This is a genomic window from Aeromicrobium sp. 9AM (assembly GCF_902506105.1).
In the GTDB taxonomy this organism is placed as follows: Bacteria; Actinomycetota; Actinomycetes; order Propionibacteriales; family Nocardioidaceae; genus Aeromicrobium.
Map to the genome: position 1 here is coordinate 244394 of NZ_LR733304.1, position 15509 is coordinate 259902.

At 68.0% G+C, this 15509-nt stretch carries 12 protein-coding genes, 1 tRNA gene and 1 pseudogene; 12 read left to right on the top strand and 2 right to left on the bottom strand.

From position 1 onward, the window contains the following. Positions 1-494: 494 nt before the first annotated feature. The 3 genes and pseudogenes from BOSE46_RS07290 to BOSE46_RS21690 all read left to right on the top strand — a co-directional run. Entirely contained in the window at positions 495-707 is a 213-nt protein-coding gene (locus tag BOSE46_RS07290) for a hypothetical protein (protein WP_159539612.1), read from the top strand. A gap of 155 nt (positions 708-862) precedes the next feature. Beyond that, a complete protein-coding gene (locus tag BOSE46_RS21430) occupies positions 863-1279 on the top strand; it encodes an AlpA family transcriptional regulator (protein WP_236551650.1) in 417 nt (138 codons plus the stop codon). A 42-nt stretch (positions 1280-1321) separates the two neighbouring features. After that, a pseudogene (locus tag BOSE46_RS21690) lies at positions 1322-2380 on the top strand (tyrosine-type recombinase/integrase); the annotation flags it as partial. A gap of 185 nt (positions 2381-2565) precedes the next feature. Here BOSE46_RS21690 and BOSE46_RS07310 read toward each other — a convergent pair. Beyond that, positions 2566-2641 (bottom strand) — tRNA-Glu (locus BOSE46_RS07310). A gap of 67 nt (positions 2642-2708) precedes the next feature. Between BOSE46_RS07310 and BOSE46_RS07315 the strand changes: the two genes are divergently transcribed. From BOSE46_RS07315 to BOSE46_RS07345, 7 genes are all read left to right on the top strand, one after another. Further along, positions 2709-3059: a metallopeptidase family protein gene (locus BOSE46_RS07315; protein ID WP_159539613.1), complete on the top strand. Its 351-nt coding sequence runs from the start codon at positions 2709-2711 to the stop codon at positions 3057-3059. Further along, complete coding sequence (locus BOSE46_RS07320) at positions 3052-3714, top strand: pirin family protein (RefSeq protein ID WP_159539614.1); 663 nt, start codon at positions 3052-3054, stop codon at positions 3712-3714. The genes BOSE46_RS07315 and BOSE46_RS07320 overlap by 8 nt, the downstream gene beginning before the upstream one ends. A 4-nt stretch (positions 3715-3718) precedes the next feature. Then, a complete protein-coding gene (aroQ, locus tag BOSE46_RS07325; RefSeq protein ID WP_159539615.1) occupies positions 3719-4144 on the top strand; it encodes a type II 3-dehydroquinate dehydratase in 426 nt (141 codons plus the stop codon). 42 nt (positions 4145-4186) lie between these two features. Beyond that, positions 4187-5551: an FAD-binding oxidoreductase gene (locus tag BOSE46_RS07330; protein WP_159539616.1), complete on the top strand. Its 1365-nt coding sequence runs from the start codon at positions 4187-4189 to the stop codon at positions 5549-5551. After that, positions 5548-6837, top strand: coding sequence for a cyclopropane-fatty-acyl-phospholipid synthase family protein (locus BOSE46_RS07335; RefSeq protein WP_159539617.1), 1290 nt, complete (start codon positions 5548-5550; stop codon positions 6835-6837). The genes BOSE46_RS07330 and BOSE46_RS07335 overlap by 4 nt, the downstream gene beginning before the upstream one ends. A 101-nt stretch (positions 6838-6938) precedes the next feature. Beyond that, positions 6939-9446, top strand: coding sequence for a glycosyltransferase family A protein (locus BOSE46_RS07340; RefSeq protein ID WP_159539618.1), 2508 nt, complete (start codon positions 6939-6941; stop codon positions 9444-9446). Then, complete coding sequence (locus tag BOSE46_RS07345; protein ID WP_159539619.1) at positions 9443-9778, top strand: hypothetical protein; 336 nt, start codon at positions 9443-9445, stop codon at positions 9776-9778. The genes BOSE46_RS07340 and BOSE46_RS07345 overlap by 4 nt, the downstream gene beginning before the upstream one ends. 4 nt (positions 9779-9782) lie before the next feature. Here the strand turns inward: BOSE46_RS07345 and BOSE46_RS07350 are convergent, their stop codons facing one another. After that, a complete protein-coding gene (locus BOSE46_RS07350) occupies positions 9783-11042 on the bottom strand; it encodes a nucleotide sugar dehydrogenase (protein ID WP_159539620.1) in 1260 nt (419 codons plus the stop codon). Between the two features lie 248 nt (positions 11043-11290). Between BOSE46_RS07350 and BOSE46_RS07355 the strand changes: the two genes are divergently transcribed. Together BOSE46_RS07355 and BOSE46_RS07360 are read left to right on the top strand one after the other, a co-directional pair. Then, positions 11291-13393 (top strand): acyltransferase family protein, encoded by a 2103-nt coding sequence (locus BOSE46_RS07355; RefSeq protein ID WP_159539621.1) that lies wholly within the window; start codon positions 11291-11293, stop codon positions 13391-13393. Continuing rightward, on the top strand, positions 13390-15501 hold the full coding sequence (locus tag BOSE46_RS07360; protein ID WP_159539622.1) for an acyltransferase family protein: 2112 nt from the start codon (positions 13390-13392) through the stop codon (positions 15499-15501). Before BOSE46_RS07355 ends, BOSE46_RS07360 begins: the two co-directional genes overlap by 4 nt. Positions 15502-15509: the final 8 nt, after the last annotated feature.

Below are 15509 nucleotides of genomic sequence, written 5' to 3' on the forward strand. Positions count from 1 at the left end.
GACTAGTGCCGTTTCGAATATTCTCGTTGTCCGGCCCCCCGTTTTTCGGTCCAACTTCTGTGTGAGTGCTTCAGATAATGAGAGTGCTAATGGAGGTTGAGGATGCCAGCAGCTAAGAGGTACACGACAGAGCAGATCGTGGCGAAGCTTCGTGACTGGTGTTAGGAGCAAGTGAGAGTGACTACCAACGTTCTCACTGGACCAGTTCCTAGCGTCGAGGTCGAAGTCCCAAACCGGGAAAACTCTCACACAGGGTGGACCAACCCGCGGGGGCTGGACACGGGTATTGCAGATGACGCCCTCGGAACGTATGTCGATGACGTCATCGCAAGCAAGCAGTCGCTAGTCCGGCCGCTTGCGCGAGGCAGAACCGCCTATTGGGACGGGGAGCGTCACTCGGTTGTCATCCGTGACCCTGCTTCCGCGCATGGAGGCACGGTCCTCCGACCCGACGACGGCTTTGATTACTTCCTTGGATTGGATTGAGGACTGCAATGAACGCGTTTGAACAGCCGAATGGCCGCGTAGTGCTTGAAGTAACGCGTGATGAGTTGCGGATACTTAGCAACTCGCTGGGAGTGACGCTGGAAAAACTCCACAATGACGACGCCGAATACAGCACGCGAGTCGGCGCGACCAGCGAGGAAGGTCGCGCGTTGAAGAGAGAGTTCCGCGAACTATCCATGCGCCTCCCTCGAGTCGAATGAGCCTCCGTCATCGAGCTCCTGCTGAGGCGGTTGGCTGCACTCCCGTCTGCCGACGCGGACTACACCACTTCATCCTCGCCGCCGGTAAGCTTCACGCCTTCGCCGTTAACACGATCTTCCACGAGGGCACCTAGCGTGTGCGCGACAGTGAAGGCGTGTCCCAGATCAACCCGGAAGACTCCGATGAAATCGGTCTGGACGGCTGGCGACCAGGCAGCTTGACGACGCTCGTGTCTGGAGCTGTGACACCGCGGCTAGAAGTGTTGCGACCGACTCCAGCAGATCTGGCCTCTCGCGGGTGTGTCGATGGCCTTGGGGAAACACACAACTACTTCGAGGAGTCCACGATGACCGAAAGCTTCAATCGATCCGATTACACCGAAGACATTATCCTGACGCTCGGCGAGGCTGCAGCTTTGGTACGCGCCCCAGTTGCCACTCTGCGGTACTGGCGCCACATGGGAACCGGACCGCGCAGCTTCCGCGTCGGCCGTGCCGTTCGCTACTGGCGGGCCGATGTGGTCGCGTGGCTGCACGAGCAGACGATCCACAGCGGCGTCGGTAGTCCTTGATGACCCTCGTCGACCCATCGAGACTGGGACGAGGAGGCGGTCATGGCCAGCATTGAGAAGCGCACAGCGAACGGCAAGAGCGTCTGGCGTGCGCACTACCGAACACCCGCCGGGAAGCAACGCAACAAGACCTTCCACCGCAAGGTCGATGCCGAACGGTTCCTGACCAGTGTCGAAAGCTCGAAGAACACCGGTTCGTACGTCGACCCGGCGCTCTCGCGAGTGACCGTGGGGGAGTGGGCAAAGCTCTGGCTCGCGGGCCAGACCCAGCTCAAGCCGACGACCCAGGAGCGGTATGAGGGTGTCGTGCGCAAGCACATCAATCCGACGTGGAGCAACGTCAAGCTCTCCGCTGTGTCGCACTCCGAGGTCCAGGTATGGGTCACCGAGCTGACGAGGACCCAGTCGCCGGCGTCGGTTCGCAAAATCCACCGCGTGCTTTCGCTCATGCTCGACATGGCCGTCAGGGACGGGCGGCTCGTTCGGAACGTCGCCACCCAGGTCAACCTCCCGCGACCGGTCAAGCACGAGAGGCGTTACCTGACCCATGCGCAGGTCGATGCCCTGGCCCAGGCCTGCGGCTACCCAGCCGAGGTCAGCAAGCATCGAGCTCATGACGAGCGCACCAATGAGATGTATCGCCTCGTCGTCCTGTTCCTGGCCTACACGGGCGTGCGGTTCGGGGAGATGGCGGCATTGCGCGTGCGACGCATCGACCTCGAGAAAAGGCGGGCCGTCATCGCCGAATCGGTCACCCCGGTGCAGGGACTCGGCATGGTGTGGGGCACCACCAAGACGCACCAACGACGGGAGGTGCCGATTCCGCGATTCCTCGTCGACGACCTGGCCCAACACCTCAAGGACAGGGAGCCGGACGACCTCGTCTTCGCTGGCATCCGCAGCGGAAATCCGTTGCGGGTGTCAGGATTTCGGAAGGTGTTCAGGCCGGCAGCAGAGTCGATCGGCATCCCTGATCTCTACCCGCACGAGCTGCGGCACACTGCCGCGTCCCTGGCGATCGCGTCCGGTGCTGACGTCAAGGTCGTGCAGCAGATGCTCGGTCACGGGTCGGCGACGATGACCCTCGACACGTACGGCCACCTCTTCGAGAACCGGCTCGACGAGGTGGCCGACGCGATGGATGCAGCTCGCAATCTGGAGCGTGGATCGGCGCCCGCGCTACCCGCTGAACGTGCTGTTGCCAAAGTGTTGCCAATTCAGCACCCGGATGAGCGGTTGTCCAGGTTGTTGGAAGGCATCGTTGCAGGTCAGATGCCATTTGAAACTGGCACCCCCAACGGGATTCGAACCCGTGCTACCGCCGTGAAAGGGCGGCGTCCTAGGCCGCTAGACGATGGGGGCCGGAAAACCCGTTCAGCATAGTGGGTGAGGCAGGTGCCGCCCAAACCGCATCAGGCAGGATGGACGCATGATCGAGGTCAGCGAGGATCGCTTCGCCGAGCTCGTCGAGGCCGCGTTCGCCGACGTGCCCGATGAGCTCGCAGCGCTGCTCGACAACGTCGTGCTGTTCATCGAGGACGACGCACCCGCTGACGATCCCACCCTGCTGGGCTTCTACGACGGCATCCCGCTGACCGAGCGCGACACGTCGTACGGCGGTGTCATGCCCGACCGCATCTACGTCTACCGCAACCCGACGCTCGCGATCTGCGACACCGAGCAGGACGTCATCGAGGAGGTGGGCATCACCGTCGTGCACGAGATCGCCCACCACTTCGGCATCGAGGACGACCGCCTGCACGAGCTGGGCTATGCCTGAGATCCGCCGCGCCGACGATCGCTTCCGCACCGACGGCGACGGGGTGTCGACGTGGCACAGCTTCTCGTACGGCGCCCACTACGACCCCGACAACGTCGGCTTCGGCCCGCTCATCGCGATCAACACCGAGCGCATCGACGCCGGCCGCGGCTACGAGCTGCACCACCACGCCGACGTCGAGATCGTGACGTGGGTGCTGCAGGGCGCGCTGCACCACGAGGACGGGACGGGCCACCGCGGGATCATCCGCCCCGGCACCGCGCAACGGCTCAGTGCCGGCACGGGTGTCCAGCACTCCGAGCAGAACGCGTCGGCCGACGAACCTCTTGTGTTCGTGCAGATGATGCTGGGCTCCGACCACGACGGCGAGCCCGAGTACGCGCAGGTCGACGTCGATCCGCACCCCGGTGAGCTGACCCCGACGGTCGACGTCCACACTGCGGCGGAGCTCCTCGTCGTACGCCTGACGGCCGGCCAGACCGTGACGGTCCCGGCGGCCCGCCGCAGCCTCGTGCACGTGATGGTCGGCTCCGTCGACCTCGGCGGCACCACGCTGACCAGCGGCGATGAGGCCCGCATGACGGACGAGGGCGCGTACGATCTGAGTGCTGCCGGCGACGGCGGCGACGTCCTGGTCTGGCAACTGCAGAGGTGAACGCATGACGGTCCTCGTCCTCAACGGCCCCAATCTCGGCCGTCTCGGCGTGCGCGAGCCCGACGTCTACGGCATCGCCACGTATGCCGACCTCGTCGCGCGGTGCGAGGAGGTCGCCAAGGAGGCCGGTGTCGAGGTCGATGTACGTCAGACCGACACCGAGGCCGAGATGATCGGCTGGCTGCACGACGCCGCCGACGCCGGCTCGCCCGTCATCCTCAACGCCGGCGCGTGGACCCACACGTCCGTCGCTGTGCGCGACGCCGCCAGCCAGTTGACCGCCCCACTCGTCGAGGTGCACCTCAGCAACGTGCACGCGCGCGAGTCGTTCCGTCACACGTCGTACCTCAGCGACATCGCCGCAGCGGTCGTCGTGGGCATGGGCATCGAGGGTTACGCCGCAGCAATTCGGTTCGTGGCTGTCTCTTAGGTCAACCTGCGATGTGCGTGCTCCCACTCCGGGTCTAACCTGATGGACGTGAAAGGTTGGCAGGCCCACGGGGAAGCCGTTGACCGGTTGCTGGCGTCCTACGGACGGATAGCGCCCGGAGACCGCATACGTCTGGCCAAGAAGACGTCCAACCTGTTCCGTCCGCGCCAGGGCAACGACTCGCCGGGCCTCGACGTCAGCGGGCTCGACGGCGTCATCGCGATCGATGCCGAGGCGCAGACCGCCGACGTGCAGGGCATCTGCACCTACGAGCAGCTCGTCGCCGAGACGCTGGCGCAGGGCTTCATCCCGTACGTCGTCCCGCAGCTGCGCACCATCACCCTGGGTGGCGCCGTGACGGGCCTGGGCATCGAGTCGACATCGTTCCGCAGCGGCCTGCCGCACGAGTCGGTGCTCGAGATGGACATCCTCACGGGCTCCGGCGAGATCGTCACGGCAGCGCCCGAGGGCGACCACGCGGACCTGTTCGAGGCGTTCCCCAACTCGTACGGCACCCTCGGCTACGCCACGCGGCTGAGGATCAAGCTCGAGAAGGTCCCTCCGTTCGTGACCCTGCGCCACGTGCAGGTCGCCGATGCCGCCGCCGCGGTCAAGGCCATCGAGGTCATCGCCGAGACCGGCGAGTGGCACGGCGAGCGGGTCGACGGCCTCGACGGCACGGCGTTCAGCCCCGACGAGATCTACCTGACACTGGCGCACTTCACGGACACCCCGCAGACCGTCAGCGACTACACGGGCCAGCAGATCTTCTACCGGTCGATCCAGGCCCGCGAGACCGACGCCCTGACGATGAACGACTACATCTGGCGCTGGGACACCGACTGGTTCTGGTGCTCGGGTGCGTTCGGCGCGCAGAACAAGTGGGTCCGCAAGGTCTGGCCCACCAAGTGGCGGCGCAGCGACGTCTACCACCGGCTGGTCGGGCTCGACGAGAAGATCGGGCTCAGCAAGGTGCTCGACCGCATCAAGAAGGTGCCGGGCCGCGAGCGGGTCATCCAGGACGTCGAGGTGCCGGTCGACCGGCTGCCGGAGTTCCTCGAGTGGTTCGACGCCGAGGTCGGCATGCGGCCGGTGTGGCTGTGCCCGCTGCGGACGACCCGCACCTGGCCGGTCTACCCACTGACGCCCGGCGAGACGTATGTCAACGCCGGCTTCTGGGGCACCGTCGAGGTCCCGGCCGGCAGCCCAGAGGGCATGGTCAACCGCAAGATCGAGGACTTCGTGCACACCCTCGGCGGGCACAAGTCCCTCTACTCCGAGGCGTTCTACGACCAGGAGACATTCGAGCAGATGTACGGCGGCGAGGTGCTCGCCGCCGCCCGCGGGCGATACGACCCCGAGGGCAGACTGAGCACCCTGTACGAGAAAGCGGTGAGGAACTCATGACCACAGACGTGGGAGTACGGCTGTCGATCGCGGATGCGCTCGGCCGGCTCATGAAGGACGGCCTGCCGTTCCGCTTCGAGGCGTTCGACGGCAGCGTGGCGGGACCGGAGGACGCACCGGTCAAGCTGCGCCTCGTCAACGAGCGCGGGCTGTCCTACCTGATGACGGCGCCCGGCGACCTCGGCTTCGCCCGGGCGTACGTCTCGGGCGACCTCGAGCTCGAGGGCGTGCACCCGGGCAACCCCTACGACGCCATGGTCCTGGTCATGAGCCAGCTCAAGTTCAAGGTGCCGTCGGCGCCCGAGATGGTGCAGATCGTCCGCAGCCTCGGCTTCGGCAACCTCAAGCCCCCGCCGCCGCCCCCGGAGGAGCACCTGCCCAAGTGGCGGCGCGCCATGGAGGGTCTGCGGCACAACAAGAAGCGTGACGCCGAGGCGATCCACCACCACTACGACGTCTCCAACCGCTTCTACGAGCTCGTGCTCGGCCCGTCGATGACGTACACCTGCGCGGTCTTCCCGACGCTCGAGTCGACGCTCGAGGAGGCGCAGTTCGAGAAGTACGACCTCGTCGCCCGCAAGCTCGACCTCAAGCCGGGCCAGCGCCTGCTCGACATCGGCTGCGGCTGGGGCGGCATGGTCCGCCACGCCGCCAAGCACTACGGCGTCAAGGTCATCGGCGTGACGCTGTCGCGCGAGCAGGCGACCTGGGCCCAGGAGGAGATCAAGCGCCAAGGGCTCGACCACCTCGCCGAGGTCCGCTTCATGGACTACCGCGACGTCACCGAGACCGACTTCGACGCGATCAGCTCGATCGGCCTGACCGAGCACATCGGCGTGCGCAACTACCCGGCGTACTTCGGCTTCCTCCACGATCACCTCAAGGTCGGCGGCCGGCTGCTCAACCACTGCATCACACGTCCCCACAACAAGACGATGTCCACCGGTGCGTTCATCGACCGTTACGTGTTCCCCGACGGCGAGCTCACGGGCGTCGGCCGCATCACGGTGGCGGCGCAGGATGCCGGCCTCGAGGTGCGCCACGTCGAGAACCTGCGCGAGCACTACGCCATGACGCTCAAGGGTTGGTGCGACAACCTCGTCGAGAACTGGGACGAGGCGCTCGGCGAGGTCAGCATCGGGCGCGCCAAGGTGTGGGGCATCTACATGGCCGGCTCGCGGCTCGCGTTCGAGCGCAACGAGATCGAGCTGCACCACGTGCTGGCGGTCAAGACCGACGCGCACGGCAACGCGAACTGGCCGCTCCGTCCCACCTGGGGCAGCTGAGTCCAAGGCCTGCAGGCCACGACCCTCGGCGCAGCCAGATAGGGTCGTGGCCTGCGCCATGGGCACGTGCTGATGGTCGAGTTCTGGAGGTCCCGCGTCTCATGAGTGATCCTGTGCCGCAGTACCTGAGGGATCACGCTCGCACGCTGCAGAAGCGGCCCATCTTCATCGCGGACTGCACGATGCGTTACGGCTCCGAAGAGGGGCTGACCCTGCTCGCCCTCAAGGCGACCGACGGACGGTGCGACTACCCGGCACTGCTGGCCGAGGCGCGGGAGATCGTCGCGTCGGGGAGTGCGGCGGACCGGGCACCGATCGACGTCGTGGGTCTGGCGTGGGTCGCGAGGGTCATGGGCGGACAGCCCGGGCCGACGGGTGACTTCGCCGAGGCAGCCGATCTGACCCAAGCCCTTCGGATCCTGCGGGCCGGCCGCCGGCTCGAACCGGGACAGGGCCTTCCGGGCGACATCGACAGGCTCGAGGCGCAGACCAACATCGCCGCGGGCCGGCTGGCGTACGTCGAACAGGTCATCCCCGAGCTCGTGCTGGCCGACGAGACCCGGTGGATGCTCGACACCGAGCTCATGCACCCGGACGTCGCCCCGGGCGCGGCCGAGGAGGCGGCGTGGCTGCAGCGGTTCAACTGGATCTTCGAGAGCGCCGGCGTCTCGCCGATCCGACTGGCACCGGGTGACGGCAACGCCTTCGACCGGGTCATGCCGACGGCCGTCACGAGTCGTTCGGCCGACGATCGCCCCGTGGTCTCGGTCGTGATGTCAGTCTTCAAGCCCGACCAGAGCCTCCTGACCGCCCTACGGTCGTTGGCGACCCAGACCTATCAGAACCTCCAGGTGCTGGTGGTGGACGACTGCTCCCCGGCTGAGTCCCAACCGCTGATCGAGGAGGCCGTCGCCCTCGACGACCGGTTCGAGCTGCACCGGATGCCGGTCAACGGCGGCACCTACAAGATCCGCAACTACGCGATCTCGGTCGCCCGAGGCGACTTCATCACGTTCCAGGACTCCGACGACTGGTCGCACCCCGAGCGCATCGAGCGCCAGATGCTGCCGCTGCTCGCCGAGCCGGGGCTGGTCGCCTCGTTGAGTCGCTCGGTGCGGGCCTACGAGAACCTCAGCGTCAACAAGATCGGCTACGCCCCGCTGCGCGTCAACTCGTCCTCCCTGCTGATGCGGCGTGATCCCGTCGTGACCGAGCTGGGCGGCTTCGACGAGGTGCGCAAGGGCGCCGACAGCGAGTTCCTCGAGCGCCTGGAGAAGCACTTCGGCCAGGACCGGATCGAGACCTTGGAGGACCCGCTCGCGCTCGTGCAGCTCACCCACGGCTCGCTGTCACGCACGGACTTCCTGTTCGGCTGGCGAGACGGCAACCGGGTCGCCTACCGGCAGGCGTACGAGCACTTCCACAACGAGATCGCCCTGGGCAACGAGTCGATACGGATCGAGCCGGGGGCGCCACGCCGCTTCCCGGTGCCGCTGTCGTTCACCGGCCCACGCCCCGAAGGGGCGGTCGAGCGGGACGTGGTCGTGATGTCGGACTGGCGGGCCGGTCAACCGCGCTACATCGGAGCCGACGACGAGGTCCGCGCGCTGGTGGACGCCGGCCTCGAGGTCGGACTCCTCCAGGCGGAGATCCCGCGATATGCGGCGCGCCCTCGGATCTCGCCGGCCCGCAGCACGATGTTGCTCGTGCAGGACGGCCGGGCGGTGTTCGACCGGTGGGAGGAGCCGTTGCACGCCGGCCTCGCGTACGTCCGCGATCCCGAGCTGCTGTGCTATCCACGTCGGGTCGCGGGTCGCGCGGTCGCGGCGGACGCCGTCGTGATCTCCGCCGGCTACCCGCCGCGCGCGCCCGAGGACGGCTCGTACGTCTACGACCCCGTCACGGCCGAGGACAATGCCGCCAAGATGTTCGGCGGCGACGTGGTCTGGCAGCCGGCCACACCCGAGATCGCGGCAGCACTCAAGGCTGATGGCGCGCAGGCCAGGATCGCCGACCCCGCGCACCTCGGGGTGGTGCCCGGTCGACGGCGCGCGTACGCCGGGGTGCGCGGCACCCGGGCGATCGTCGGCACGACCGGAATGGGTGGCACGTCGCCCGACCGTGATCGGCCGACCGTCGAGGATCTCCTGCGGCTGTTTCCCAACGACGACGCGTACGACGTGCGGATCCGCGACCCGCTCGTGGTCATCGGTCCCAAGCGCCACGCCAAGGGGCTGCCGGCCAACTGGTTGCTGAGCCGCGAGACACCGCTCGAGGAGTTCGTCGACCAGCTCGACATCTTCGTCGGACTGCCGCGCCGGACGTGGGGGCCCGATCTCTCGCACGAGATCGCCGTGGCCGCCTCCCGGGGTTGCGTCCTGCTCCTGCCCCCGACCTATGAGCAGCACCTCGGGGATGCCGCGATCTATGCCGAGGAGTCCGCGGTCCCGGACGTCGCCCAACGTCTGTGGCAGGATCCAGAGGGCTTCATCGCACAGCAGCAGCGCGGCTACGCGTGGGCCGAGCAGATGCTCAGCCCTGAGGCGCTTCGCCAGGTGCTCATCGCTGCGAGCGGTGTCCCGCTCGCCGACCGAAGGGAATCCCCGTGATCAAACGACTCTCGGACAACCTGGTGACGCTGGCATCGGCCGCCGGCCTGATTCTGTTGGCCGTCGTGGTGGTGGGGGCCCTGGCCGACGAGATCGGTCTTGCGGTCGTGGGCCTGGCCCTGCTGCAGCTGCTCATGCTCGGCGTCGCCCTGTTGATCTGGCGCAACCAGCAGGTCACGGTGCCGGACGGCCGGGCGACGGCTCTTGGCGAGATCAACCGGGCGATCGCCAACATCGGCCTGCGGTGCGTCGACGAGGCGCGGGCCACCGAGCGTGAGCTCGGCGCCCGCATCGACTCGCTCCGCGAGGCGCTCGCGGCCGAGAAGCACTAGCGCCTCAGAGGCGTGCGACGCCCTCGTCGTCCGTCGCACCCTTGGTGTCGAACAGCTTCTTGGCGGTCGCCGCGATCGACGCGAGGTCGTAGTCGCGGTGGTTCTGCAGCAGCACCGACACGTCGGCCGTGGCCAGCGCCTTGTCGAGGTCGTCCGCGCGGGTGACCGAGACACCGTTGGGGGTCCACTCCTCGACGTGCGGGTCGTGGAACACCAGGTTGGCGCCCTTGTCGAGCAGCAGCTGTGCCAGCGGGGTGGCCGGCGACTCGCGCTGGTCGGCGATGTTGGGCTTGTAGGTCACGCCGAGCAGCAGGATCGTCGACCCGCGCAGCGCCTTGCCGTCGTCGTTGAGCAGGTCCGCGACGCGCTCCACGACGTACGCCGGCATCTGCAGGTTGATCGACTGGGCGAGCTCGACGAACTGGAACGGGCGGCCGAGGGTCGCGCGCACCTTGTAGGACAGGTAGTTGGGGTCGATCGGGATGCAGTGACCGCCGACGCCGGGTCCGGGGAAGAACGCCTGGAAGCCGAACGGCTTGGTCGCCGCGTTGCGGATGACCTCCCACAGGTCGATGTCCATCTCGTGGCAGAACTGCGCCATCTCGTTGACCAGCGCGATGTTGATGTGCCGGTAGGTGTTCTCCAGCAGCTTGGTCATCTCGGCCTCGCGCGTGCCCTTGGACGGCACGACGGTGTCGATGAACCGGCTGTAGAACGCGGTCGCGACCTCGGTCGACTCCGGGGTGTGGCCGCCGACGACCTTGGGGGTGTTGGCGATGCCGTACGTGGGGTTGCCCGGGTCGACGCGCTCGGGGCTGAAGGCCAGGTGGAAGTCGCTGCCCGCGGTCAGGCCGGCCTTCTCGAGGATGGGGCGGACGACCTCGTCGGTCGTGCCGGGGTAGGTCGTCGACTCCAGCACGACGAGGTGATCCTTGCGAAGCTGGCGCGAGATCGTGGTCGTCGCGGCGATGACGGCGCCGAGGTCGGGCTCGCCGTCGACCGAGAGCGGGGTCGGGACGCAGATGACGATCGCGTCGGCGTCCGCGAGGGCCTTCTCGTCGGTCGTCGCGGTGAACCCGAGCGAGAGCATCTCGGCGATGTCGTCGTCGGTGAGGTCGTCGATGTGGCTCGTGCCGCTGTTGAGCGAGTCGACCATCGCGCTGTTGACGTCGAAGCCGACGACGCTGAGGCCGGAGCGGGATGCCTGCTGGGCCAGGGGTAGTCCGACGTAACCGAGACCGATGATGGCCATGTCGATGGACAAAGCAGGCTCCTTTTGGGTGGGTTTGCTGCCTGCGGAAGGTTACCCCAACGGGGCGAACACCCACCAATTGCGGGCGCCGCGCGGTCTCTGGTCGAAGCCGTGGCGGGACGTGACGATTCGGGTCTCGTGCGGGCTGTCGGGTAACCTGACCGGCGGCACTTCGAGCGCCCCGAAGACTGCGAGCACGACCTTCCTGCGGTCGCGGCCGGTGCCCAGTCCCTTCCCGCAGCAGATTGGAACCGTCCCCGATGCTCCGAGCACGCCGACAGCGTCCGGCTGCGGTGCGTGAGGACCACGGGCGGATGCTCCGGCTCGACATCGAGGGGATGCGGGCGATCGCCGTCGGTGTCGTGCTGGCCTTCCATGCCGGCCTGCCGTGGTTCGCCGGTGGGTTCGTGGGCGTCGACGTGTTCTTCGTGCTGTCGGGCTTCCTCATCACGGGCCTGCTGGCGCGCGAGGTCGCCCTCACCGGGCGCGTGCGAATCGGCAACTTCTGGGCCCGGCGGGTCAAGCGCCTGCTGCCGGCCAGTGCGACGGTGCTCGCGTTCTCGGCACTCGTGACGTACGTGTGGCTGCCGATCACGCAGCGGGAGGACTTCGGCGGCGACATCGTCTCGGCGGCCCTGTACGTCGTCAACTGGCGCCTGGCCGACCGCTCGGTCGACTACCTGGCCGAGGACGTCGGCGCCTCACCGGTGCAGCACTACTGGTCGCTCTCGGTCGAGGAGCAGTTCTACGTCATCTGGCCGCTGCTCATGGTGGTGGTCGCGGTCGTGGCAGCCAAACGGTGGAAGGTCGGCGCATTCGGCGTGCTGGGACTCGTCACCGTCACCTCGTTCGCCTGGTCGGTCGAGCAGTCCCACAGCAACCCGGGCACGGCGTTCTTCGTCTCGACGACCCGCATCTGGGAGCTCGGCATCGGTGCGCTGCTCGCCCTGTCGGCGACCCGCGTCAGCCGTCTGCCCGGCGCGCTTCGGGCGATCGGCGGCTGGGGCGGCATCGCCGCGATCGCCTACGCGACGCTGTTCTTCGACGGGTCGACGACCTGGCCCGGGGTCAACGCTCTCGTCCCGACCCTCGGCGCCGCGTTGATGATCGCGAGTGGCATCACGGCGGCGCCGTACTCGCCGCAGCGTCTGCTCAGCGCGCGACCGATGGTGTGGATCGGCGGGCTGTCGTACTCGATCTATCTGTGGCACTGGCCGATGCTGGTCGCCGCCCAGGCGAAGTACCCTGACCTGCGGCTGCGCTGGACCGTGCTGTTGATGATCCTGTCGATCGTGCCCGCCTGGTTCTGCCACAAGCTGATCGAGAACCCGATCCGCTTCGGCACCCCGTTCAAGCCCACGAGTCGTGCCCTCGGTATCGGGGCCGCTCTGACCGCACTGGGCGTCGGGATCGGCTTCGCTCTGAACGCCTCGGTGGCCGTCGGCACGGTCGAGAAGGCCGCGCCGGCCGACAGCCCCGGTGCGGCAGCGCTCGACGACCCCGCCAATGCAGGTGTCGTGTGGAGCGACATCAAGGCGGTCGACAAGATGCGGCCGCTGGCGTTTCAGGCCACGAAGGACAGGCCACCGCAGTACGACAACCGCCGCGAGTGCCAGGTCCTGGACGGCAGCAGCGAGCCGGTCGAGTGTGACTTCGGCGACCGCGCGGGTGCCCACACCGTCGTGATCGTGGGCGACTCGAAGATGGTCCAGTGGCAGACCGCGCTGAGCTCGATCGCGAAGGACCAGAACTGGAAGCTCGTCCAGTTCGCCAAGTCGGCCTGTGCGTTCGCAGACATCAGCACCGGCAACGCCGACGGGGACAACTGTCGGGCATGGGGGAAGGCGACCATGGCACGGATCCTCGACATGAAGCCCGACCTCGTCATCGTGTCCAACCGACACGGCACCGCAGCACCTCAGCACGCCAGGAACACGTCGAGACGTTCCCGTGAGGCCATGGTCGACGGCCTCGCCAACTACTGGAAGAGGGTCACGGACGCTGGGATCCCGCTCGTGTCCTTGGAGGACAATCCGCTGCCTCCGGAGGACCGGCTGGTCTACGAGTGCGTGGCCCGGCATCCGCAGGAGCTCAACCGGTGCTCGTTCGACCGCAAGCGGGCGATCGAGGAATCCGGCGCGCCGTCGCAGCGCGCGGCCGCCGAGCGCGTACCCGGGGTGAAGACAGTCGACCTGTCCGGCACGATCTGCCCTGACCGGGATCGCTGTCCGGCGGTCATCGGCAACGTCCTGGTCTATCGACAGGGCAGCCATCTGACCACCACCTTCGTCGACAGTGCGAAGCCGCGCCTGTCCGCCGCTCTGTGGCGGGCCACCGACGGACTGTTCGGAGCCAACGCGTGAGCGCCGGACAGCTGGGCGCGGCCGCCCGGACCGACGACACGGTTCGCCAGGACCACGGGCGGATGCTCCGGCTCGACATCGAGGGGATGCGGGCGATCGCCGTCGGTGTCGTGCTGGCCTTCCATGCCGGCCTGCCGTGGTTCGCCGGGGGGTTCGTGGGCGTCGACGTGTTCTTCGTGCTGTCGGGCTTCCTCATCACGGGCCTGCTGGCCCGCGAGGTCTCCCGCTCCGGCCGCGTGGCGCTGGGACGCTTCTGGGCGCGACGCGCGCGTCGCCTGCTGCCCGCGAGCGCCACGGTCCTGCTGTTCTCGGCCGTCGTGACGTACGTGTGGCTGCCGATCACGCAGCGGGAGGACTTCGGCGGCGACATCGTGTCGGCGGCGCTGTATGTCGTCAACTGGCGCCTGGCCGACCGCTCGGTCGACTACCTGGCCGAGGACGTCGGCGCCTCACCGGTGCAGCACTACTGGTCGCTGTCGGTCGAGGAGCAGTTCTACCTCGTCTGGCCGGTCCTGATGCTCGTCGTCGCCCTCGTCGCTGCACGGCGGTGGCGGCTCGGCGCATTCACGCTGCTCGGCATCGTGACGGCGACGTCGTTCGTCTACTCCGTCCAGCAGTCCCACAGCAACCCGGGCACGGCGTTCTTCGTCTCGACGACCCGCATCTGGGAGCTGGGCGTCGGCGCCCTGCTGGCGCTCTCCGCGGCACGGTTCGCCCGCCTGCCCGCAGCGCTGCGCGCAGCGGCGGGCTGGCTCGGCCTGGCCGCGATCGCGTACGCCGTGCTCGCCTTCGACGGCTCGACGACCTGGCCGGGTGTCCACGTGCTGCTGCCGGTGCTGGGCGCAGCGGCGGTGATCGCGAGCGGGATCGCCGCGACCCCCGGCTCGCCGCAGCACCTGCTCAGCACGGCGCCGATGGTGTGGGTCGGCGGCCTGTCGTACTCGCTCTACCTGTGGCACTGGCCGATCCTGATCGCCGCCCAGGCGAAGTACCCCGACCTGCGGCTGCGCTGGACCGTGCTGCTGATGATCCTGTCGGTCGTCCCGGCCTGGCTGTGCCACACGTACATCGAGAACCCGGTCCGCTTCGGTACGCCGTTCAAGCCGACCTCCCGCGCGCTGGGCCTCGGAGCGGCGCTGACTGCCGTGGGCGTGGGGCTCGGCCTGGTGCTCAACGCTTCGGTCGGACTCGGCACCGTCGTCAAGGAGGCGCCCAAGGCCGACAGCATCGGGGCGCGTGCGCTGACCGATCCGGCCAACGCCGGCACGGTGTGGAGCGACATCAAGGCGGTCGACGAAATGCGCCCGCTCGCGGTCGACGCGCCCCAGGACCGTCCGCCCCAGTACGACGACCAGCCGGGTTGCCAGGTCGCCGTCGGCGATCCGAAGCCCAAGGTCTGCACGTTCGGCGACGCCAAGGCCAAGCGGACGGTCGTGCTGGTGGGCGACTCCAAGATCGTGCAGTGGCAGACGGCGCTGTCGGACCTCGGCAAGAAGGAGGGCTGGCGGATCCTGCAGATCACCAAGTCCGCCTGCTCGTTCACCGACGCCAACAACGCCGGCACGGACGAGAAGACCTGCCGGGAGTGGGGCCGGGCGGCTCTGAAGAAGATCCTCGAGCTCCACCCCGACCTGGTGATCTCGGGCCACCGTCGCGGCACCGCGCTGCCGGAGGGCAAGTCGGGCGAGGCCGCGCTGACCCAGGACGCCATGGTGCAGGGCACCGCGCGCTACTGGCGCCAGATCACCGACGCCGGCATCGCGCTGGTGACGCTGCTGGACAACCCCGAGCCGCTCACCCAGCCGGTGTACGAATGCGTGGCCAAGCACCCCAAGGACCTGCCCCGGTGCGCGTTCGACAAGGCCAAGGGCATCGCCCGGTCCGGTGCGCCCGCGCAGCGCAAGGCCGCGGCGGAGGTGCCGGGCGTCGGGATCATCGACCTGACCAACGTCATCTGCCCCGACCGCACGCGCTGCGCCACGGTCATCGGCAACGTGCTGGTCTACCGGCAGGGCACCCACATCACCCGCACGTACGTCGACAGTGCCGAGCCGCAGCTCGCGGCAGAGCTGTTCCGCGCGACCAAGGGCCGCTTCGGCCACGAGTAGGGCGTGCG